The 20,116-nt window shown below is 67.7% G+C and carries 21 protein-coding genes; 12 read left to right on the plus strand and 9 right to left on the minus strand.

What is annotated here, in order from left to right:
* Positions 1-101 precede the first annotated feature (101 nt).
* On the plus strand, positions 102-656 hold the full coding sequence (locus POS15_RS18245) for a hypothetical protein (protein ID WP_026070161.1): 555 nt from the start codon (positions 102-104) through the stop codon (positions 654-656).
* A gap of 4 nt (positions 657-660) precedes the next feature.
* Here POS15_RS18245 and POS15_RS18250 read toward each other — a convergent pair whose 3' ends face one another.
* Positions 661-1,392, minus strand: coding sequence for a ThuA domain-containing protein (locus POS15_RS18250; RefSeq protein ID WP_019185633.1), 732 nt, complete (start codon positions 1,390-1,392; stop codon positions 661-663).
* A 214-nt stretch (positions 1,393-1,606) separates the two neighbouring features.
* Between POS15_RS18250 and POS15_RS18255 the strand changes: the two genes are divergently transcribed.
* From POS15_RS18255 to POS15_RS18265, 3 genes are all read left to right on the plus strand, one after another.
* Positions 1,607-1,864 (plus strand): hypothetical protein, encoded by a 258-nt coding sequence (locus POS15_RS18255; protein ID WP_019185634.1) that lies wholly within the window; start codon positions 1,607-1,609, stop codon positions 1,862-1,864.
* A gap of 49 nt (positions 1,865-1,913) precedes the next feature.
* Positions 1,914-2,483 (plus strand): sugar O-acetyltransferase, encoded by a 570-nt coding sequence (locus tag POS15_RS18260; RefSeq protein ID WP_019185635.1) that lies wholly within the window; start codon positions 1,914-1,916, stop codon positions 2,481-2,483.
* A 74-nt stretch (positions 2,484-2,557) separates the two neighbouring features.
* On the plus strand, positions 2,558-3,004 hold the full coding sequence (locus POS15_RS18265) for a universal stress protein (RefSeq protein ID WP_019185636.1): 447 nt from the start codon (positions 2,558-2,560) through the stop codon (positions 3,002-3,004).
* A 163-nt stretch (positions 3,005-3,167) separates the two neighbouring features.
* Here POS15_RS18265 and POS15_RS18270 read toward each other — a convergent pair whose 3' ends face one another.
* On the minus strand, positions 3,168-3,407 hold the full coding sequence (locus POS15_RS18270; protein ID WP_019185637.1) for a hypothetical protein: 240 nt from the start codon (positions 3,405-3,407) through the stop codon (positions 3,168-3,170).
* A gap of 84 nt (positions 3,408-3,491) precedes the next feature.
* Positions 3,492-3,773: a DUF2782 domain-containing protein gene (locus POS15_RS18275; protein ID WP_019185638.1), complete on the minus strand. Its 282-nt coding sequence runs from the start codon at positions 3,771-3,773 to the stop codon at positions 3,492-3,494.
* A gap of 97 nt (positions 3,774-3,870) precedes the next feature.
* Here POS15_RS18275 and polA point away from each other — a divergent pair, with 97 nt between their 5' ends.
* Together polA and POS15_RS18285 are read left to right on the plus strand one after the other, a co-directional pair.
* Entirely contained in the window at positions 3,871-6,642 is a 2,772-nt protein-coding gene (polA, locus tag POS15_RS18280) for a DNA polymerase I (protein ID WP_019185639.1), read from the plus strand.
* 358 nt (positions 6,643-7,000) lie between these two features.
* Positions 7,001-7,477: a YetF domain-containing protein gene (locus POS15_RS18285; protein ID WP_019185640.1), complete on the plus strand. Its 477-nt coding sequence runs from the start codon at positions 7,001-7,003 to the stop codon at positions 7,475-7,477.
* A 123-nt stretch (positions 7,478-7,600) separates the two neighbouring features.
* Here the strand turns inward: POS15_RS18285 and hemF are convergent, their stop codons facing one another.
* The 5 genes from hemF to POS15_RS18310 all read right to left on the minus strand — a co-directional run bounded on the left by hemF (position 7,601) and on the right by POS15_RS18310 (position 13,672).
* Positions 7,601-8,497 (minus strand): oxygen-dependent coproporphyrinogen oxidase, encoded by an 897-nt coding sequence (gene hemF / locus POS15_RS18290; protein WP_019185641.1) that lies wholly within the window; start codon positions 8,495-8,497, stop codon positions 7,601-7,603.
* 41 nt (positions 8,498-8,538) lie between these two features.
* Complete coding sequence (locus tag POS15_RS18295; protein WP_046272603.1) at positions 8,539-10,176, minus strand: hypothetical protein; 1,638 nt, start codon at positions 10,174-10,176, stop codon at positions 8,539-8,541.
* A gap of 51 nt (positions 10,177-10,227) precedes the next feature.
* Complete coding sequence (locus tag POS15_RS18300) at positions 10,228-10,791, minus strand: hypothetical protein (RefSeq protein ID WP_026070162.1); 564 nt, start codon at positions 10,789-10,791, stop codon at positions 10,228-10,230.
* A 66-nt stretch (positions 10,792-10,857) separates the two neighbouring features.
* Positions 10,858-11,277, minus strand: a complete 420-nt coding sequence (locus tag POS15_RS18305) for an NUDIX domain-containing protein (RefSeq protein ID WP_026070163.1) — start codon at positions 11,275-11,277, stop codon at positions 10,858-10,860.
* Positions 11,278-11,305: 28 nt separating this feature from the next.
* The gene (locus POS15_RS18310; RefSeq protein ID WP_026070164.1) at positions 11,306-13,672 is read right to left on the minus strand and encodes a S9 family peptidase; all 2,367 of its coding nucleotides are present in this window, start codon (positions 13,670-13,672) and stop codon (positions 11,306-11,308) included.
* A gap of 319 nt (positions 13,673-13,991) precedes the next feature.
* Between POS15_RS18310 and POS15_RS18315 the strand changes: the two genes are divergently transcribed.
* Both POS15_RS18315 and cydB read left to right on the plus strand, forming a co-directional pair.
* The gene (locus POS15_RS18315; protein ID WP_019185502.1) at positions 13,992-15,389 is read left to right on the plus strand and encodes a cytochrome ubiquinol oxidase subunit I; all 1,398 of its coding nucleotides are present in this window, start codon (positions 13,992-13,994) and stop codon (positions 15,387-15,389) included.
* A gap of 1 nt (position 15,390) precedes the next feature.
* Positions 15,391-16,404 carry a cytochrome d ubiquinol oxidase subunit II gene (cydB, locus tag POS15_RS18320; RefSeq protein ID WP_019185501.1) on the plus strand — a complete coding sequence of 338 codons (1,014 nt, stop codon included), beginning with the start codon at positions 15,391-15,393 and terminating at the stop codon, positions 16,402-16,404.
* A gap of 506 nt (positions 16,405-16,910) precedes the next feature.
* Here cydB and POS15_RS18325 read toward each other — a convergent pair.
* Complete coding sequence (locus POS15_RS18325) at positions 16,911-17,933, minus strand: pteridine-dependent deoxygenase (protein ID WP_284128620.1); 1,023 nt, start codon at positions 17,931-17,933, stop codon at positions 16,911-16,913.
* Between the two features lie 126 nt (positions 17,934-18,059).
* Here POS15_RS18325 and POS15_RS18330 point away from each other — a divergent pair, with 126 nt between their 5' ends.
* The 4 genes from POS15_RS18330 to POS15_RS18345 are packed head-to-tail and all read left to right on the plus strand — an operon-like array spanning position 18,060 to position 20,115.
* Positions 18,060-18,794, plus strand: a complete 735-nt coding sequence (locus tag POS15_RS18330) for a beta-ketoacyl synthase chain length factor (protein WP_019185499.1) — start codon at positions 18,060-18,062, stop codon at positions 18,792-18,794.
* Positions 18,787-19,590: a lysophospholipid acyltransferase family protein gene (locus tag POS15_RS18335; RefSeq protein ID WP_019185498.1), complete on the plus strand. Its 804-nt coding sequence runs from the start codon at positions 18,787-18,789 to the stop codon at positions 19,588-19,590. The genes POS15_RS18330 and POS15_RS18335 overlap by 8 nt, the downstream gene beginning before the upstream one ends.
* On the plus strand, positions 19,577-19,837 hold the full coding sequence (locus tag POS15_RS18340; RefSeq protein ID WP_019185497.1) for a phosphopantetheine-binding protein: 261 nt from the start codon (positions 19,577-19,579) through the stop codon (positions 19,835-19,837). The genes POS15_RS18335 and POS15_RS18340 overlap by 14 nt, the downstream gene beginning before the upstream one ends.
* Before the next feature lie 20 nt (positions 19,838-19,857).
* A complete protein-coding gene (locus POS15_RS18345) occupies positions 19,858-20,115 on the plus strand; it encodes an acyl carrier protein (protein ID WP_019185496.1) in 258 nt (85 codons plus the stop codon).
* Position 20,116: the final 1 nt, after the last annotated feature.

The following is a 20,116-nucleotide window of genomic DNA, read 5'->3' on the forward strand; positions in this document are numbered from 1 at the left end:
TACTGCCGAAAGGCAGTCGAGCACGGCTCGACTCTACACATGGGAGCCGGCCAGCGGCCGGCACTACAATGGGCGGCATTCCTTTCGCGCAGGCCCCCGCCATGACCGATTCGCCGCTGCACGTCACCGTGAAGTTGAACGCCAAGCTTCAGCCCGAGCATCGCCACGAGCTGTTCGAAGATCCACTGGATGCCCTGCTGGGCACTGCCGAACTGGGCGAGATCACGGGCGGTGGCACCGCGCTGACCGACGACGGCGAAGTGGACTATGGCGATATCGAGATCGCGTTGAACGATCCGGCCTCGCTGCCCGGCGTGATCGAGCTGCTGCAGCAGCTGGGTGCACCCAAGGGCTCGCTGATCCAGCGCGAAGGCGTTGCCGATCAGCCGTTCGGTGTCACCGAGGGCCTGGCGTTGTACTTGAACGGCACCGACCTGCCCGATGAGGTCTACGAGCAGTGCGATTCGAACTACGTGTTCGAGCAGATCGTCGAGCGTATCGAAGGCCACGGCGAGATCTGCAGCTGGTGGCAGGGCCCGACCGAGACGGCGCTGTATCTGTATGGCGCCTCGTTCGACACGATGCACGAGCGTATCGCCGATCTGCTGGCGAGCTACCCGCTGTGCCAGGGCGCGCGCGTGGTACGCACCGCCTGATCGATCAACACGCCGGCGCGTGGCCTGCCGCATAGCGCAGGCCACGGCGCAGCTGCGCGCGGACATTCGGGTCGCCATACACCGCCACATCGTGGCCCAGCCCGGTATACCAGCTGCGGCCGCCATCGAAGGGCCGGCACCAGGCGATGGGATGATCGGCGCCCATGGTGCCGCCGTCGTAGCGCGATTCGTCCACCGTCGCGATGACCTGCACCATCCCACGGGGATTGCGCCGGTAGTTGTAGAGCTCATCGCGGATCGGCCAGGCCACTCCGGAAGCCTTCCCGTCCCGTTCGGGCTGCACCAACGTGTCCTGCAGACCTTCCGGGTGTTTGTGGAACCACGCGCCCACCAGCTCGCCATACCACGGCCAGTCGTATTCGGTATCCGCGGCAGCGTGCACGCCCATGAAACCGCCGCCGTTGCGGATGAACTGCTCCATGGCGGCCTGCTGCGTGGCGTCGAGCACATCGCCGGTGGTGTTGGCGAAGACCACGGCGCGGTAGCGGGCGAGGGTGTCGGCGCGGAAGTCGCGCGGATCCTCGCTGTGGTCCGCCCTCAATCCGGCCTCGGTGCTCAGCTGGCGCAGCGTCGCCACGGCCACTGGAATCGAGTCGTGGTGGAACTTGGCGGTGCGGGTGAAGATCAGGATGCGGTCGGCGCCGGGTGGGGCGGCAAGCCCGGCCATCGGGAGCAGGAGCAGCGAGCACAGCAGGGCGATGAGCAGTCGGCGCATGCGCGGAGTCTGTCACGGGCCGTGTCGCCTGGCGTCCTGCGCTGCAGCACGGGCAACGCATGCGTGCGCGATCGGGCAGGGGGCGGGGCGGGCGGGCACGCTTCATCCCGGATCCTCCCCGGCTCATCCCGGATTTCACGCGCTTCGTCGCGTGCCGCTTGTCGCTTCCAAGGGCGGCGCCCAGAGTCTGCCCCTGTCCGCTGGGAGCGCACTCGTGAACAAGGGAATTCCGTATCTGCTTGCTGCACTGGTCCTGCTGACGTGGTCGGCAGGCTGGGCCGAGCCGGTGCTGGCCCTGGTCCACCACGCGCAGAGCTGCCTGGCCGGCGGCGGCGACTTCGATCTGCTGCGCCTGCGCTGCCAGCCACAGCCCAGCGTGGTGTGCATCGGCCCCGCAACGTTGTGGTTCTGGCTGAGCGGCGTCGTCTTCGCGGTGGTGGCACTGCTGGGCACGCGGCGTGGCGCACGCTGACACGCGCGTGCGCAACCGGCATCATCGGGCTCTGTCTGATGGAGGCCACATGGGTCCGAGCGAAAAGGAAAAGATGCTGTCCGGGATGCCGTATCGTCCGGGCGACCCGGAACTGCAGGCCGAGATGGCGGCGGCCAAGGTCTGGATGGTCCGTTACAACGCGGCCCTGGCCGAAAGCCCGGCCGTGCGCTGCGCGCTGTTGCGCGAGCAGCTCGGTGCGGTCGGCGAAGGCGCGGTGATCCGGCCGCCGTTCCACTGCGATTACGGCAGCAACATCCGCCTGGGCCAGGGCGTATTCCTCAACTACAACTGCGTGATCCTGGACGTGGCCGAGGTCAGCATCGGCGATGGCACCCAGATCGGCCCGGCGGTGCAGATCTATGCGGCCGACCATCCGCGCGATCCGCAGGCACGCGCGCAGGGCCTGGAGTCGGCCAGGCCGGTGCGCATCGGCCGCAATGTCTGGATCGGCGGCGGCGCGATCATATTGCCCGGCGTGACCATTGGCGATAACGCGGTGGTCGGTGCCGGCAGCGTGGTCACCCGCGATGTACCGGCCGGTGCGACGGTGGTGGGCAACCCGGCACGGGGAGTGACTGTACGCACCCACGGCGATTGATCCAGCTCAAGGCACCGCGTCCACATCGGGTGTGCAATGGTGATGTTCCCATTGCCACCCCAAGGAGCTCTGCCATGTACAAGCGCATCCTGATCGCCACCGATGGTTCGGAGCTGGCTGAAAAAGGCCTGGCCAAGGGCCTGGAGCTGGCCAGGGACCTCGATGCCGAGGTCGATATCGTGACCGTCTCCGAGCCGTGGGCGGTGGGCATGTACGACGCCATGGGCTGGAGCGTGGGCTACATGAACACGCCCGAGTACAAAGCCGACCGCGAAGAGACCGCGCAGAAGGTGCTGCAGCCGGCCAAGGCCGCCGCCGAGGCGCAGGGACTGCGCACCACCACCGTGCACGTGCTTGACCGCTATGCCGCCGACGGCATCATCGATACCGCCACTGAACGCGGCAGCGACCTGATCGTGATGACCTCGCATGGTCGCCGTGGCGTCACCCGTGTGCTGCTCGGCAGCCAGACCGCCGAAGTGCTTGCACGCAGCACGGTACCGGTACTGGTCATCCGGTAACGGGGAAAGCGGTAGTGCCGGCCGCTGGCCGGCTCCCAGGTTGGCCCGATGCAGGCGCAGCCGGCCAGCGCCCGGCACTACCTCCCCCTTCGTCGCAAAGCGTGCGCGTCCGATCCGTCGCAAAGCGCGAGCGCCCGATCAATCGCAAAGCGTGCGCGTCCGATCAGTCGCGCAGCTTCAACGTCTGCGATTCATCCAGCGTGCCATCGGGCTGCAGCACCACATAGCGCTCGCCGTGGCGGTCGAACAGTACCGGGATCGGGTCGCGGAACAGCGGGCGGCGCACGAAGCGCAGCTGCCAGCCGAAATGCTCCAGCGTTTCCACCGCCTGGCGCTGCTCCGCCGTCAGGCCGGCGCGCAGTTCAGCCGGGTTCGGGGCAGTGCGGCGTTCGGGTGTGGTCATCGAGCGTAGGCGTGCAGGGACGGGCGTGTTGCCCCGGCCACCGCGTGCGGACACGGGGGGCGGCCGGGCGGACAGCGCCGCGGTTCACCAGCTGTAGAGCTTCCAGTAGACCGGCGAGACGCCGTCCTTGTCACTGTCCATGCGGCCATCGCCGTTCTGGTCATACATGTAGAACGGGGCACCGCGCGACGGGGTCACCTTGACCATCCGCAGCTGGCCACCCACCCGGTATTCCTCGATGGTGTCGCCGTTGTCCTGGACCGTCTTGACCACGTCGGCACCGGTGACATCGACCGGGGGCCTGCCGCCGCCACCGGTGGCACAGCCGGCCAGCGCGAGCAGGCCTGCGAGCAACAGAATCTTCATGGGCCGGGAGTCCTTGGGCGAAGAGGGCCTGATTATGCCCGATGGATCGTGAGCCCGGTGCCGACGACGGTCAGGGCCGGGCGCGTAGAATCGTCGCATGAGCCGATTAGTCCTGATTGACGGGTCCAGTTACCTGTATCGCGCGTTCCACGCGCTTCCGCCGCTGACCAACGCACACGGTGAACCCACCGGCGCATTGTTCGGTGTGGTCAACATGCTGCGCGCCACCCTGAAGGAGCGCCCCGAGTTCGTCGCTTTCGTGGTCGATGCGCCGGGCAAGACCTTCCGTGACGACCTGTACGCCGACTACAAGGCCAACCGCCCGCCGATGCCCGACGACCTGCGCCCGCAGATCGAGCCGATGTGCCGCATCGTCGAAGCGCTGGGCCTGAGCATCCTGCGCATCCCCGGCGTGGAAGCCGATGATGTGATCGGCACGCTGGCCCTGCAGGGCCACCGCGATGGCCTGCAGGTCACCATTTCCACCGGTGACAAGGACTTCGCCCAGTTGGTCCGCCCGGGCATCGAGCTGGTCAACACCATGACCGGCAGCCGCATGGATTCGGACGCGGCGGTGATGGAGAAGTTCGGCGTGCGTGCCGACCAGATCGTCGACCTGCTGGCGCTGATGGGCGACGCGGTGGACAACGTGCCGGGTGTGGAAAAGTGCGGCCCCAAGACCGCTGCCAAGTGGCTGGCCGAGTACCAGCACCTGGACGGCGTGATCGCCGCGGCCCCGACCATGAAGGGCAAGATCGGCGAAAACCTGCGCGCGGCGCTGGAGCGCCTGCCGCTCAACCGCGAGCTGGTCACGATCCGCACCGACGTGCCGCTGGAGGTGACGCCGCAGACGCTGCCGCTGCGCGAGCCGGATGTGCCCTCGCTGAGCGAGCTGTACCTGCGCTACGGTTTCACCCAGGCCCTCAAGGAGCTGGGCGGCCCGGTGCCGGCCCCCGCTGCCGCCAGCGATGCCCCGGTCAGCCTGCGCGGCACCGCGGCCGGCTACGCCCGCGGCACGGCGGAGGAGGCGGTGGTGCCGGTCGACCCGGCGCTCTCCGCCCCCGGTGAGTACGAGATGGTGCTGACCACTGAGCAGCTCGACGCCTGGGTGCAGCGCCTGGCCACGGCCGAGCTGATCTCCTTCGATACCGAGACCGACGCGCTGGACGCCATGCGCGCCAACCTGGTCGGCATCAGCCTGGCGGTCGAGCCGGGCCGGGCGGCCTACATCCCGGTCGGCCATGACTACCCGGGTGCGCCGGCCCAGCTGCCGCGCGAGCAGGTGCTGGCAGCGCTGCGCCCTGCCCTGGAAGACCCCACCAGGAAGAAGCTTGGCCAGCACGGCAAGTACGACCTGCACGTGCTGCGCCGCCACGGCGTGAACCTGCAGGGGTACCACGACGACACCATGCTGGAGAGCTTCGTGCTCAATTCCACCGCCACGCGCCATGACATGGACTCGCTGGCGATGCGCTACCTGGGCTACACCACGATCAAGTTCGAGGAGGTGGCCGGCAAGGGCGCCAAGCAGATCTCGTTCTCGCAGGTGGGCCTGGACGAAGCGTGCCGTTACGCTGCTGAAGATGCCGACGTGACCCTGCGCCTGCACCACGCGCTGCAGCCACAACTGCAGGCCACGCCCTCGCTGGACGGCGTCTACCGCGACATCGAGATGCCGCTGGTGCCGGTGCTGGCGCGGATCGAAGCCAATGGCGTGCACATCGACATGGCCGAGCTGCGCCGGCAGAGCCAGGACCTGGGCTCGCGCATGCTGGCCGCCCAGCAGAAGGCCACCGAGCTGGCCGGGCGCACCTTCAACCTGGATTCGCCCAAGCAGCTGCAGGCCGTGCTGTTCGACGAACTGCAGTTGCCGGCACTGGTGAAGACGCCCAAGGGCCAGCCCAGCACCAACGAAGAGGCGCTGGAGGCGATCGCCGAGCAGCATGAACTGCCGCGGGTGATCCTGGAGTACCGCGGGCTGGCCAAGCTGCGCAGCACCTATACCGACAAGCTGCCGGAGATGATCAACCAGGACACCGGGCGGGTACACACCAGCTACCACCAGTCCGGCGCCGCCACCGGCCGGCTGTCCTCGTCCGACCCGAACCTGCAGAACATCCCGATCCGCACCGAGGACGGCCGCCGCATCCGCCGCGCCTTCGTCGCCCCGCCGGGCCGCAAGATCCTGGCCTGCGATTACTCGCAGATCGAACTGCGGATCATGGCCCACCTCTCCGAAGACCCCGGCCTGGTGCGGGCCTTCGAGCAGGGCGTGGACGTGCACCGTGCGACCGCGGCCGAAGTCTTCAGCCGCAGCCTGGAAGAGGTCACCTCCAACGAACGCCGGGCCGCCAAGGCGATCAACTTCGGCCTGATGTACGGCATGAGTGCGTTCGGGCTGGCCCGCAACCTGGGCATCGACCGCGGCCAGGCCCAGGATTACGTGGCGCTGTACTTCAGCCGCTACCCGGGCGTGCGTGATTTCATGGAACGGATGCGCCAGCAGGCCCGTGACCAGGGCTACGTGGAGACCCTGTTCGGCCGTCGGCTGTACCTGAACGACATCAACGCCCGCAACCAGGGCCTGCGCGCCGGGGCGGAACGCGCCGCCATCAATGCCCCCATGCAGGGCACGGCGGCCGACATCATCAAGCGCGCCATGGTGAAGGTGGACAGCTGGCTCCAGGACCACAGCGACCAGGCCAAGATGATTCTGCAGGTACACGATGAACTGGTCTTTGAAACCGAAAGCAGTTTCCTCGACACCTTGCGTTTGAAAGTCGTTGAATTGATGTCGTCAGCGGCCGAACTTCGGGTACCGCTGGTGGTGGATGCCGGCGTCGGTGATAACTGGGATGAGGCACATTGAGGCCTGAATCACAGTCAAAAGGCTGAATTGGTTCATTGCGCCACGATAATCTGACTGTTGGATGAATGTTTCCGGGAAGAGGGGCGGATTAATTGGGCCCCTTCACGAACTATCAATGTTCGGAGTGCTTTGATAGACCTCGACAGGCGCAATGCCTGTTGTGGATCTCTCCCATCCCCTGGAGCAGATCTCGGAACGGGGGCTCCTCCCCAAGCACCCGTTCCCCGGCCCCGCTAACCTCCCCCTGGTTGGCGGGGCTTTTTATTTGTGGCGCCGAAAACAGCCCCTCCGCGACGCCCGGCCATTGCCTCGCAGCGGGTGCCGGCCCATGCTGGCTGGACGAGTCCGGGGAAAGGCAATGAGCGACCTGTTTGCATTGGCCATGCCGTGGTGGGAATTCATCCTGCGCGCGGTGGTGGTGTACGTGGTGGTCCTGGGCATGGTCCGGCTGTCCGGCAAGCGCGCGCTGGGCCAGATCACCCCGTTCGACGTGCTGCTGATCGTGTTGCTCGGCAACGCGGTGCAGAACGCCCTGCTGGGCCAGGACACCTCCCTGGGCGGCGGTCTGCTGCTGGCGGCGACGCTGATCTCGATCAACTACGGCGTGGGCTGGCTCAGCACGCGCAGCCGACGGGTGGAAACCCTGGTTGAAGGCGAGCCGATCCTGATTGCCCGCGACGGCAAGGTGCTCGATTCCGTGCTCAAGCGCGAACTGGTCACCCCGGCCGATCTGGACGCGGCGATGCGCCAGCAGGGCTGCCTGTCCATCGACGATGTCGCCCTGGCCGTGCTGGAGATCAACGGCCACATCACGATCGTGCCGAAGAAGGCGTAGAGCCACCCCATGGGTGGCTGCCATCTTTGGGACCGCAGCCACCCATGGGGTGGCTCTACCCGACGGGTGCCACCCATGCACCGCATGCGAAATCCATGCCGGCCCATGCGGTGGCGCGCTGGGTTACACCCAGTCGCGCGGCACGAGATAGTCGGCCAAACGCGCCTCGTCGCTGCCGGCCTCCGGCTGGAAGCCATACTCCCAGCGCACGCGCGGGGGCAGGCTCATCAGGATGCTCTCGCTGCGCCCACCGCTCTGCAGCCCGAACAGGGTGCCGCGGTCGTAGACCAGGTTGAACTCGACATAGCGGCCGCGCCGGTACAGCTGGAATTCGCGCTCGCGCTCGCCATACGGCGTGTCCTTGCGGCGCTCGACCAGCGGCAGATAGGCGTCCATGAAGCCATCGCCGACCGCGCGCAGATACGCAAAATCGCGCTCGAAGTCGCCATGCAGGTCGTCGAAGAACAATCCGCCTACGCCCCGCGTCTCGTTGCGGTGGCGCAGGAAGAAATACTCATCGCACCAGCGCTTGTGCGCCGCATAGCGCTCTTCGCCGAAGGGCGCGCACAGATCATGCGCAACCTGGTGCCAGTGCCGCACGTCTTCGTCGATCGGGTAGAACGGGGTGAGATCGAAGCCCCCGCCGAACCAGGACGCCACCGCCACGCCATCGCGCTCGGCGCGGAAGTAGCGCACGTTGGCGTGCGTGGTCGGCAAATAGGGATTGGCCGGATGGAACACCAGCGAGACGCCGGTCGCGCGCCATGACGCGCCGGCCAGCTCCGGCCGGTTCGCCGAGGCCGATGGCGGCAGGCGGGTACCGGCCACATCGGAGAACCCGATCCCGGCCTGCTCGAACACGGCGCCATCGCGCAGGATGCGGGTACGGCCACCGCCACCCTCCGCACGCTGCCAGAGATCTTCGGCAAAGCGGGCCTGGCCGTCGGCGGTTTCGATCGCCGCACAGATGCGGTCCTGCAGGTCGGTCAGATACGCGCGGACGCGGTCGAAGTCGTTCATGGCGCTACTTTACCGCAGGCCGGTGCACGGCCTGCGTGTGCTCAGTGGCCGCTCTTGCGGTTGCGGTTGCTGCTGTCCTTTGTCGCGGCAGGGGCCTGGGCCGGCGCATCGGCATCGTCGTCCGCCTCGGCCTCGGCGGCCATGCGCTCGGCGATCTGCTCCAGCCCGGCGCTGACCTGCATCAGGCCCCAGTTGCGGGTCGCGTGCACATCGCAGGCGACGTGGGTACCGTTGCCGTCCTTTGCGCAGATCGCGGCCATCTGCTCGGGCAGCGCCTCGTCACCGGTGTGTTCGTAGACGCTGGCCAGGTTCTCGCAGCCCTCGCGCACGCCGGCGGTGCACAGCGTCAGATAGAACGGCGACGCCTCGGCCCAGCGGTTGCGCAGCGCCAGCTGATGACCAGCGGCATTGCAGCCCTGCAGCTTGCCGGCCGCGCAGCACGCCTGGGCACCGCCTTCGCGGGCCAGCTTCGGGCAGTCCTGCGGCAGCGGGGTTTCGACGAAGACCACCGGCGCGCTGCACTGCTGCGCCTCGCCGGTGTGTGCGTAGTAGCTGAAGCGGTTCCAGCTGTCCATGCCGATGAGGTTGCCATTGGCCAGGCGCTTGAAGACGAAATCGTCGCCCTGGTCGTGACGCACGCGGATGTCGCCATCGACCAGGCGCGCGCGCAGTTTGCCACCGAAGCCGCTGTCGATCATGCCGCCATCGCCGAACGGCAGATGGTCCATCAGGCCCTGGCTGGCCACATAGCTGCCGCAGGGCAGGGACGTGGCTGCCACCGGGCTCAACGCCGTAGCGTCCAGCCCGGCCAGCGGGGCGGCCCGCTCACAGGCGCGCGGGTCGTGGCCCCGGGTGCAGGCCCGCTGCAGTGCGTCGCGGGCGGGAACCAGGCGGCCGGCGTCCCACAGTGCTTCGGCGGCCTTGGCGCAGAACGTGCCGCCGGTCTGTGCCTGGCAGATCGCGGTGATCTCATCGAGCTGCGCGGCCGGCAGCGGCGAGGCATCAGCGGCGGCGAGGCCGCCGAGCAGGGCCTTGGCAAAGGCCTGGCCCATGGCGTCACGCGCGGCCTCCAGGCAGGCGGCCTGGTCGTACTGGGCGGAGTCGGGCTTGCAGACCTCCGGCGCGTCCCTGTCCGGGCCTTCATCCCGCGTGGCGGCCAGCGTCCTGGCTTCGTGCGCCCCGGTCTGGAAGTTGGCCAGCAGGCGCTTGCAGGCGGCCGGGACATCCTCGCGGCACCACTGGCGGAGGCGGTCGTTGCTGGCGAAAAGCATGTCGTCCAGGCAGGTGCCGATCTCGGCCCGGCAGGACGCAGCGGGGAACACCGTGGCGGGGCGACAGGTGGCGGCCTTCTGCAGGCGGTACGCGTTGAAGCGGTCGCTGAGCCGGCGGCCGCCGTCTTCTATGGTCAGCGCGCCTACCCCGCCATTGTCCAGGTCGGCCAGCTTCAGCTCGTCGCCGAGGCGGCTGAGGAGGTACGGCTCGGGTGCCTGGCCGGGAATCTGCCGCACGCCTTCATTCGCACTGTTCAGGGTCAACGTGGTGCCGGTGTCCTCGGAGACGAACGTGCCGCACACCATCGCCTGGGCGGCTGCGGTCGCGGGCAGGCTGACCGCCGTGAGCAGGGTGAACAGGGTCGTGCGCCAGCCGTGGCGGCGCAGAAGGGGGAGGGAAACAGTCACACCATCATCCTTGCAGGTCGTGCAGCGCACGGTGGCGCTGCGGGGGAAATGTCAGCGGCGGAACAGGGCACGCACATCGGCCGCGCACAGGCGCACGATCAGCCAGCCCTGCAGCACCGCGAAGGCCAGCGCGGTCATGCCGGCAAGGCCGCTGCAGATCACGCGCTGCACGCGCAGTTCACTGCGCAGCTTGAGCAGTTCAATCGACATCGTGTCGTCGGGTATCTGCGCCAGCAGGTGGCCGAACGCATCGTCCAGCAACCACGCGGCGATCAGGTTGAGCACGGCGGTGACCGCCAGCAGCACGATGAACAGTGCCCATGCCCAGCGCCAGCGACGCAGCATCCCCCAGCACGCCGCACTGCCCAGCAGGCTGGACACGCACAGCAGCACGTTGGCGAGCACCGGGTGGGTCAGCAGCCAGCGCAGCGAGCCGGGCAGCCAGTGCAACTCCTCATCGGCCAGCAGCGCCTGCAGCGCCTCCGCGCCCGACAATGGAATGGCAACCAGGGCCAGGACGGCCCACATCGCGGCCGAGGCCAGGCAGACCAGCAGCACGGACTTGAGCAGGGGGGCGAGAAAGGCAGGGGCGCCATCCCCGCTGGGGCGGGGCATGGAGGAAGGCAATTGCGGGGGAAGCGACGCTGACATCCGGTGTCCTGGTTGGGCAGGCCGCAACGTCTAGGTCGCCGCCACCGCGTTCGCGGCCGCGGGCAGGATATGGTCTGCGCTCAACGGTGCCAAGCGCCGCCCATGCGGCGGGCGCAGCGGCACCCAGGCCAGTTCGGCGATTTCCGCCTGTGGCCGCGGCGTCCCGGTGATCGTGACCAGGAACGCATGGGCCCGTACGCGGTGCCCGGTTTCGTGCACCGCCCACGCCTCGAAGCAGCCCAGCGCCACGGCGCTTCCGGCCACCAGGGTGACGCCGAGTTCTTCGTCCAGCTCACGCGCCAGGGCGGCCAGCGGTGCCTCGCCCGGCTCGGGCTTGCCACCCGGCTGGATGAAGGTCGCTGAGCCCTGTTTGCGCACCACCAGCACGTGGCCACCGGCATCGAAAACGACCGCGACGACGATATCGATCGTCGCCGCGGCGTGCTGCACGTCAGTGGGCACCGACGTCATCGCTGGCTTACTTCAGGTTCTCTTCGAACAGCTTGAGGATGCGCTTGTACTGGTCCAGCCAGGAATCGGCACGCACATAGCCGTGGCGTTCCAGCGGGTACGGCGCGATCGACCAGTTGTCCTTGTGCAGCTCGATCAGCTTCTGGGTGAGGTTGACCGAGTCCTGGAAGAACACGTTGTCATCCATCATCCCGTGCGCGATCAGCAGGTGGTCCTGCAGGCCGTCGGCGTATTCGATCGGCGACGATTTGCGGTACGCCTCCGGGTCGATGTCCGGGGTGTTGAGGATGTTGGCGGTGTAGCCGTGGTTGTACTGGTGCCAGTCGACCACCGGGCGCAGCGCGGCGCCGGCCTTGAACGTGCCCGGCGAGCGGAACAGCGCCATGAAGGTCATGAAGCCGCCGTAGGAACCGCCGTAGATGCCGGCGTGGTCACGGTCGCCCTGCTTGGTCTGGACCAGCCAGTCCAGGCCGTCCTTGTAGTCTTCCAGTTCCGGGTGGCCCATGTTGCGGTAGATCGCCGTGCGCCAGTCGCGGCCGTAGCCGGCGCTGCCGCGGTAATCCATGTCCAGCACCACGTAGCCCTTCTGCACCAGCAGGTTGTGGAACATCTGCTCGCGGAAGTAGGCCGGGTACTGCTGGTGCACGTTCTGCAGGTAACCGGCGCCGTGCACGAACATGGCGATCGGGTACTGCTTGCCCGGCTCGAAGGTGTCCGGGCCGTAGTACTTGGCCCAGACCACACCGGCACCGTGCTTGGACGGCACCTGCACCAGCTTGGGCTGGATCCACTCGCGCGCCTTGAACTCGGCGGTGCGGGTGTCGGTCAGCACCTTGGCCTGGCCACCGGCGGCGGGCACCACGGCCAGCTGGGTCGGCAGGTAGGCACCGGAGTAACGCACCAGCAGCTGCTGGCCGTCCGGGGAGAGCGAGAAGTCCTCGACACCGTTGAGCGCGGTCAGCTCACGCACCTGCTTGCTGGCGGTATCGACCGCGCACACTTCGTAATCGCCCGGCGACTGCTGGTTGCACAGGAAGTAGAAGCCACGGCCATCGGCGCTGGGCACCGGCATCGAGGTTTCCCACTTGCCACCGGTCAGCGCCTGCGGCTTGGCCGTGCCCTGCTGGGTGTACAGGTGCGAGTAGCCGGATTCTTCGGACAGCAGCCACAGCGTACGGTTGTCGTTGGACCAGCCGAAATCGTTGAAGCTCCAGTTGATCCAGGCGCTGTCGGTCAAGCGATGACGCGTCTCCAGCTTGGCGCTGGCCGGGGTCACGCTGGCGATCCAGCGGTCCTTGTTGTCATTGGCGCGCAGCATGATCGCGGCCTGCTGGCCATCGGCGCTCCAGCGGATGCCGGGCGCGCCGGGGCCGCCCAGCACTTCCACCGGGCGGTTGCCCTTCAGCGCGTCCTTGCCGGCGGCCTTGCGCAGCGCGGCCAGCGGGTCGGTGGCGATGCCCGGCAGGCCGTCCAGCGACAGCGGCTTGACCGTGCCGGCGACGGCATCGACCAGCCACAGCGCGTTCGGCTCGGGATCGTTGCGGCCGACGCGAGTGCGGGTGTCTTCGAATTCTTCGTAACCCGATTCGGTGACGTACTTGGGCATCTTGCCGCCGCGGCCTTCATCGAAGCTCTTCGGCTTGGTGACCACGATCAGGGTGCGCGCATCAGGCGAGAGCACGCTGTCGACGATCTCCACGTCGGCGCCCAGATACACCGGGCCCGGTGCACGGGTGCCGTCGGCACGGCGCCAGCTGGCTTCCTGCGCCTTGAGCGCCTCGCGCTGGGCGCGGTCGTTGCGCAGCGTGGCCAGGGTGCGCAGCTGCTGCTCACGCAGGGTGTCGGCCTTGGGCGCATCGTCCGGGTTCTTCTCGGCCTTCAGGCTGGCCACCTGCTGCACGCCGGCGGCGGCGGTCCAATGGAACCAGTTCTGGCCGGTACGCCAGATCACGCCGCCATCGCGGGCGAAATTGACCGCGCCGGACTTTTCGGTGCTGCGGGTCAGCTGGGTCAGCGCGCCACTGCGCAGGTCACGCACGAATACATCGCCATTGCGCACGAACGCCGAGCGCTGGCGCGCGCTGTCGTAGACCGGGCTGTCCACCTCCAGGGTGCCACGCTGGTCATCGCCGACCTGCGCAGCTACGCCACCGGCGACCGGCTGGCGGAAGGTATCGCGCACCGGGCTGCCGGTGCGCTTGAGCTGGTACTCGACCTGCTGGCTGTTCCAGGACCACCACGCGCTTTCGACCGGGGGGCCGATCCAGTCCGGGTCGGCCATGGCCTGCTCGATGGTGATCGGCGTCGGCGCCGCATGGGCAGCGCCGCCAAGGGCGGCGAGCAGCAGCAGGGACAAAGGCAGCGTTCTGGGCATTGCGGGCGGCACCAATGAGGAAAACCCGCCAAGCGTAGCAGCCGCAAGGGCCGCGGGAAGGGGCCACAGGTCATGGGCGTGCGCTCATGAGCGACGGCCGGTGGGTCGGGCGCTGGGCCCCCATACCCTTTCCGGCGAATGTCCTCCGGCGTCGGCCTGCGGCCGCCCCCTCCCCCTTTATTTCGCCTCCAAGGGTATGGGGGCCCAGCGCCCGACCCACCTGCGACAAAGTGAAGCAGCGCGTCACCGGGTCGCATGTGCCTTTCACGGATACAGGCCCAGACTGGTGCGGATTCCAGAAGCCAGTCGGAGGCGTCTCTTGGACGCGTTGTTGTTGTCCCGGATCCAGTTCGGGTTCGTCATCAGTTTCCACGTGCTGTTCCCGGCCTTCACGATCGGCACGGCCAGCTGGCTGGCCTTTGTCGAATCGCGCTGGCTGCGCACCGGCAATCCGGTCTGGCGCGAGCTGTATTTCTTCTGGCAGAAGATCTTCGCCGTGTCCTTCGGCATGGGCGTGGTCAGCGGCATCGTCATGGCCTTCCAGTTCGGGACCAACTGGCCGCGGCTGAGCGAGGTCGCCGGTACCGTGATCGGGCCGCTGCTCACCTATGAAGTGCTCACCGCGTTCTTCCTGGAAGCCAGCTTCCTGGGCGTGATGATGTTCGGCTGGGGCAAGGTCTCGCCGCGGCTGCATTTCTTCTCCACCTGCATGGTGGCGCTGGGCACGCTGGTCTCCACGTTCTGGATCCTGTCCTCCAACAGTTGGCTGCAGACGCCGGCCGGCTACGACATCATCGACGGCATCGTGCACCCGCAGAACTGGTGGCACGTGGTGTTCAATCCGTCCTTCCCCTACCGCCTGGCGCACATGGCGCTGGGCTCGTTCATCACCACGTGCTTCGTGATCGGCGGCGTGGGGGCGTGGTACCTGCGCAGGGACGTGCACCGCGAAGCCGGCCGCAAGATGCTGCTGGCCGCGGTGGGCTTCGCCGCGCTGACGGTGCCGGTACAGATCTTCGTCGGCGACATGCATGGCCTGAACACGTTGAAGCACCAGCCGATGAAGATCGCGGCGGTGGAAGCGCACTGGCATTCCGAAGGCGAGGGCAAGGGCGTGCCGCTGGTGGTGTTCGCCGTGCCCAACGAGAAGGCCGAGCGCAATGACTACGAGATCGCGATTCCGCGCCTGGGCAGCCTGATCCTCACCCATTCGCTGGACGGCACCTTCGATCCGCTGACCTCGGTGCCTGCCAGCGATCGGCCGCCGGTGGTGCCGGTGTTCTTCGCGTTCCGGGTGATGGTCGGGCTGGGCACGCTGATGCTGCTGCTGGCCTGGGTCTCGGCGTTCCAGTGGTGGCGCGGCAAACTGTTGCAGTCGCGCTGGTTGATCCGCGGCTGGAACTGGATGCTGCCCAGCGGCTTCATCGCGCTGATTTCCGGCTGGTTCGTGACCGAGATGGGCCGGCAACCGTGGGTGGTCTATGGCGTGCTGCGCACGGCCGATGCAGTCGGCCCGCAGAGTGCGTGGATGACGGCGTTGTCGCTCGGTGTGTACATCGTGGGCTATGCGTTCGTGTTCGGCTGGGGCATCTGGTACCTGGTGAAGATCATCCGCACCGGTCCCAAGCCGCATGAGCCGGCACCGAAGCTGGATGCCGGCAGCCACACCCCGGCGCGGCCGCTGTCCGGTGCCGATGAACCGCTGGAGGAGCGCTGAGATGGAGATGACCACCTGGTTGCCCGTGGCATGGTTCGCGGTGATCGGCTTCGGCGTGCTGATGTACGTGGTGCTGGATGGCTTCGTGCTCGGCATCGGCATCCTGGCGCCGATGGCCGAGGATGAAGAACAGCTCGACATCATGATGAATACCGCCGCGCCGATCTGGGACGGCAACGAAACCTGGCTGGTGCTGGGCGGGGCCGGGTTGATGGCGGCCTTCCCGAAGGCGTACGCCGCGCTGCTGTCCGCGCTGTACCTGCCGGTGCTGCTGCTGGTGGTGGCGCTGGTGTTCCGCGGCGTGGCCTTCGAATTCCGCTTCAAGGCACACCGCTCGCGCAAGCTGTGGAGCGTGGCGTTCGGCCTGGGTTCGCTGCTGGCCGCGTTCGCGCAGGGCGTGATCCTTGGCGCGCTCGTGCAGGGCCTTCAGGTCGTGGATGGCCGTTACGTGGGCGGCGCCTTCAGCTGGTTCAGCCCGTTCTCGATGCTGACCGGCGCTGCCGTGGTGTTCGGTTACGCGCTGCTGGGCAGCACCTGGCTGATCCTCAAGACCGAAGGCCGCGAGCAGACCTTCGCGCGCACCTTGACCCGCCCGCTGGTGGTCGCCGTGATCGTGTTCATGGGCCTGGTCAGCGCGTGGCTGCCGTTCCTGGATTCGCGCCTGATGGCGCGCTGGTTCAGCGATGGCAACTTCTGGTGGCTCTCGCCGGTGCCGTTGCTGACCTTGGCGGTCGCCACGGCGCTGTGGCGCAGCGCGATGCACCCCAAGCGCGATCTGCCGCCGTTCCTGTTGACGCTGGGCCTGTTCGTGCTGGGCTTCATCGGCCTGGTGCTGGGCATGTGGCCGTACCTGCTGCCCCCCAGCATGACGTTGTGGCAGGCGGCCGCGCCGGCCTCGTCGCTGAGCTTCAGCCTGGTCGGGCTGGTGATCCTGCTGCCGGTGATCCTGGGCTATACGGCGTGGTCGTACCGGGTGTTCCGCGGCAAGGTTCGGGCGGATGTGGGGTATCACTGAGAAAAGCGCGGTGGCTATTCCCGGTTCCGTGTGGGCGAGGGCGGTCAGACCCTGCCCGGACGCGCCGTAAACCCATCCATGGGGGCTCGTGAGCGGCATCCATGCCGCTCCAACGGTCCCGGCAGGGTCTGACCGCCCTCGCCCGGCAGAGTCTGCCTCGTCGGTTGGAAGAAGCCAGCCGTAAAAGAAGGGTCAAGGGCAGCCAATTCAAGAGCAGCCGACCAGTGGTCGGCTCTACCAGAGCCACAGCCACAGCCACAGCCACAGCGAGAGATCGCCTTACTCATCAAGAAAAAGTGTCAGGCAACCGATCGGGCACCGTCTGCTTTTGATGTTACCCATGCGCACCAGCCAACTGTCGAAGGGACGGTGTGGGTGGGGTGGCGGGACCATGTGTTGCCATGGATGGCAACACATGAGCTTACATGGACGTACTTGCAGCGGGTCCCGACACCCCACCCACGCCGACCCAGCCCTGGTACGACCGGAAAACCAAGGCTTTTGGCTCAGCCGTGCAGCCCCTCGATCTCCACCAGCAGCTCTGCGCGGCACACCTCCGCGTGCAGCACCACGAACGGCGGTGCCGTCGGCAGCGCCGCCATCTGCGCCGCCACCGGGCCCATATCCTCCGCCCGGCGCACATACACCTTGAGCACCGAGCCCGAACCCAGTACCGGTGACAACGACGGCCGCTGGCCGCGCGCCGTATCCACCAGGCTCTGCAGATTCGTCAGCGTCTCGCGCAACTGCTCATCCACCGCCCCCGTGTGCTGCGACACATGGCCCACGATCGCCGCCGTCCCCGACTGCAGCAGCGGCAGGCCCGTCGCCAGCGGCGGCAGCAGCGCACGCGAAAAACTGGGCGACTGCGGCCCGTACTGGCGCGGATACCGGAACGCGCTCACCTGGCGCGGATTCTCCAGCGGCTGGCCCGGTTCACGCGCGGCCAGCCAATACACCTGCAGGCGGCGCTCGCCATCGAAACGGCCGATGCAGGTCGCGGCCGGGAGCGCGGCCTCGTCCAGCTCGCGCAGGCCACGGACGCGGCCCACGCAGAAGCGCCGATAACGTTCCTGGTCACCCTCGCCCTCGGTCACGGCATCAAGATAGTTCCAGGTCCGCAGCAGGTGCGGATAGCCGCACCGCGACAGGAACGCGCTCATCCGCGCGTAGGCCTCGGCCGCAGCCGATTCGATATCGCTGTCGGTCTCCTCGATCTCCAGCACCCCGAACAGCAGGCTGTCGTTGTGCGACCAGCGCACCCCGTCGGTGACCCCGTGTTCGACCGGCGTGCCGCCGCGCCAGACCTCGATCTGCGCCGGGCCCTGTTCGGCCAGCGGCACCTGCAGCCAGCGCGGGTCGTCCAGCGTGGCGCGGGGAAGGCCGAAGCCGAACACGGCCAGTGTGCGCGGGTCGGCCAGTGCCGCCTCGCGCTGCGTGGCCGGGACGTACGCGACACGGAACAACGCGGGTCCGGAGGAAGGGGAAGCGACTGCCGGGGCCGTTGCGTTGTCGATCGTGTTGCTCATTTCAGAATGTGAATGCAGCCAGTGCCGAGAGTGTCATGATAGCGTGCGCTCCTTTCCCGGCGCCGCCACCGGTGCCAGGCGATGTCGACGGCCTTCTCCTGGTACCCATCCATCATGTTGGCGGGAATGATTGAGTTTTCTGTAATCGATTGGGCGGCGTGGGCGCCGGGCATCACCACCCACGCGCAGTGGCAGGCGTGGGCGAAGGCCCCCTGGCTGCCCACCGGTGAGGACACCCCCGCGTTGTCCGAAGTGCCCGCCATGCAGCGACGTCGCATCGAGCGGCTCGGACGCATGGCGATCCAGACCGCCTGCTGGTGCGAGCAGCCCGACGACGGTGGCCGGGTGCCGCTGGTGTTCGCCTCGCGGCACGGCGACGTGGCCCGGTCGATGGAGCTGCTCAACACCCTGAGTGCGGACCAGCCGATGTCGCCGACCGGCTTCGGCCTGTCGGTGCACAACGCGATCGCCGCGCTGTACTCGATCGCCCGCGGCCAGCGGGGCAACTATCTGGCCCTCGCGGCCGGCCGGGCCACGGTGGAAACGGCCTGCGTGGAGGCCTTCGGGCTGCTCGCCGATGGTGCGCCGGAGGTGCGGCTGGTGGTGTACGAATCGCCACTGCCGCCGATCTATGCCGGCTTCGCCGACGAGCCCGACCCTTTCTTCGCGTGGTGCTGGCGGCTCGGGCCGGCCAGCGGCCCGGGCACCCGACTGTCGCTGGGCTGGGGTGCCGGCGGCGAGGATCGTCCCTCCGACGGTCTGCCGCATGGCCTTGAAGCGCTGCGCTTCCTGCTGGCGGGGTCGCCTTCGCTGGGCCTGGAGGCCGACGGCCAGCACTGGAGCTGGCAACGCCATGGCTGAGCGCTGGCCGGCCCGGATCAACCGTGCCTGGCGGGTGCTGGGCACGGGGCTGAGCTTTGCCGCCTTCGGGATCGGCGGGCTGGTCCTGGGCGGGATGCTGTTCCTGTCCCTGTTGCTGGTCCGCGACCCGGTACGCCGGCGCGTGCTGGCGCGGCGCCTGGTCCAGGCCGGTTTCGCCACCCACGTCGGCCTGATGCGCCGGCTGGGGCTGATGACCTACGAGATCCGCGGGGGCGAGCGCCTGCAGCGCAACGGCCTGCTGATCCTGGCCAACCATCCGACCCTGATCGATGTGGTGCTGCTGATCGCCCAGCTGCCCAATGCCGACTGCGTGGTCAAGCAGGCCGTGGCCCGCAACCCGTTCATGCGCGGCCCGGTCCGTGCCGCCGGTTATGTCTCCAATGATGATGGGGCCGGGCTGGTGGACGACTGCATCGCCGCGGTCCAGGCCGGCGGCAACCTGGTGATCTTCCCGGAAGGGACCCGCACCGTGCCCGGGCAGCCGCTGCGCCTGCAGCGTGGCGCGGCCAACATCGCAGTGCGGGGCCGGCTGGACATCACCCCGGTGCGGATCACCTGCACCCCGCCGACCCTGACCAAGGGCCAGAAATGGTATCGTGTGCCATCACGGCGATTTCACGTTCAGCTGGAAGTCGGGGAGGATCTCCCGATCGCCCCGTTTCTGAACGAGACCGGCGATGCGCCCAGGGGGGATGCCTTGGCGGCCAGGCGTGTGACCGATCATCTTGCCCATTACTTCGACTTCGCTGGAGACCCGACCCGTGCAGGCACTTGAGCACGAGATCAAGGAATTGATCATTTCATCGCTTTCACTGGAAGACATCACTCCCGAAGACATCGATTCCGCCGCCCCCCTGTTTGTCGAGGGGCTGGGCCTGGATTCGATCGACGCGCTGGAACTTGGATTGGCCCTGCAGAAAAAGTACGGTGTCAGTCTGTCAGCCGATTCGGAAGAGACCCGTCGCCATTTCTCCAGCGTGCGTGCCCTGAGCGAGTTTGTCGCCGCACGCCAGCCGTCCTAACGGCGCGTCAGGATTTACCCATGACCAAGAACGAACTTTTCGAGCGCATCGTCAAGATCCTCAAGGACAGCTTTGAGATCGAGCCGAGCCGCATCACGCCTGCCGCGCGGCTGTACGACGACCTGGACATCGACAGCATCGACGCGGTCGACCTGATCGTGCAGCTCAAGCCGCTGCTCGGCCGCAATCTGCAACCGGAAGCGTTCAAGCAGGTGCGTACCGTGCAGGACATCGTGGATGTGGTGCACGGGCTGTTGCCCGGTCAAGCGGCCGCCTGAC

Origin of the sequence: Stenotrophomonas sp. BIO128-Bstrain, from assembly GCF_030128875.1 — a bacterium.
GTDB classification, from domain to species: Bacteria; Pseudomonadota; Gammaproteobacteria; order Xanthomonadales; family Xanthomonadaceae; genus Stenotrophomonas; species Stenotrophomonas bentonitica_A.

Coding starts and splice junctions, on each gene's coding strand:
- POS15_RS18245 (WP_026070161.1), top strand. CDS start 102: ATGACCGATTCGCCGCTGCACGTCACCGTGAAGTTGAACGCCAAGCTT.
- POS15_RS18250 (WP_019185633.1), bottom strand. CDS start 1,392: ATGCGCCGACTGCTCATCGCCCTGCTGTGCTCGCTGCTCCTGCTCCCG.
- POS15_RS18260 (WP_019185635.1), top strand. CDS start 1,914: ATGGGTCCGAGCGAAAAGGAAAAGATGCTGTCCGGGATGCCGTATCGT.
- POS15_RS18265 (WP_019185636.1), top strand. CDS start 2,558: ATGTACAAGCGCATCCTGATCGCCACCGATGGTTCGGAGCTGGCTGAA.
- POS15_RS18270 (WP_019185637.1), bottom strand. CDS start 3,407: ATGACCACACCCGAACGCCGCACTGCCCCGAACCCGGCTGAACTGCGC.
- POS15_RS18275 (WP_019185638.1), bottom strand. CDS start 3,773: ATGAAGATTCTGTTGCTCGCAGGCCTGCTCGCGCTGGCCGGCTGTGCC.
- polA (WP_019185639.1), top strand. CDS start 3,871: ATGAGCCGATTAGTCCTGATTGACGGGTCCAGTTACCTGTATCGCGCG.
- POS15_RS18285 (WP_019185640.1), top strand. CDS start 7,001: ATGAGCGACCTGTTTGCATTGGCCATGCCGTGGTGGGAATTCATCCTG.
- hemF (WP_019185641.1), bottom strand. CDS start 8,497: ATGAACGACTTCGACCGCGTCCGCGCGTATCTGACCGACCTGCAGGAC.
- POS15_RS18300 (WP_026070162.1), bottom strand. CDS start 10,791: ATGCCCCGCCCCAGCGGGGATGGCGCCCCTGCCTTTCTCGCCCCCCTG.
- POS15_RS18310 (WP_026070164.1), bottom strand. CDS start 13,672: ATGCCCAGAACGCTGCCTTTGTCCCTGCTGCTGCTCGCCGCCCTTGGC.
- cydB (WP_019185501.1), top strand. CDS start 15,391: ATGGAGATGACCACCTGGTTGCCCGTGGCATGGTTCGCGGTGATCGGC.
- POS15_RS18325 (WP_284128620.1), bottom strand. CDS start 17,933: ATGAGCAACACGATCGACAACGCAACGGCCCCGGCAGTCGCTTCCCCT.
- POS15_RS18330 (WP_019185499.1), top strand. CDS start 18,060: ATGATTGAGTTTTCTGTAATCGATTGGGCGGCGTGGGCGCCGGGCATC.
- POS15_RS18335 (WP_019185498.1), top strand. CDS start 18,787: ATGGCTGAGCGCTGGCCGGCCCGGATCAACCGTGCCTGGCGGGTGCTG.
- POS15_RS18345 (WP_019185496.1), top strand. CDS start 19,858: ATGACCAAGAACGAACTTTTCGAGCGCATCGTCAAGATCCTCAAGGAC.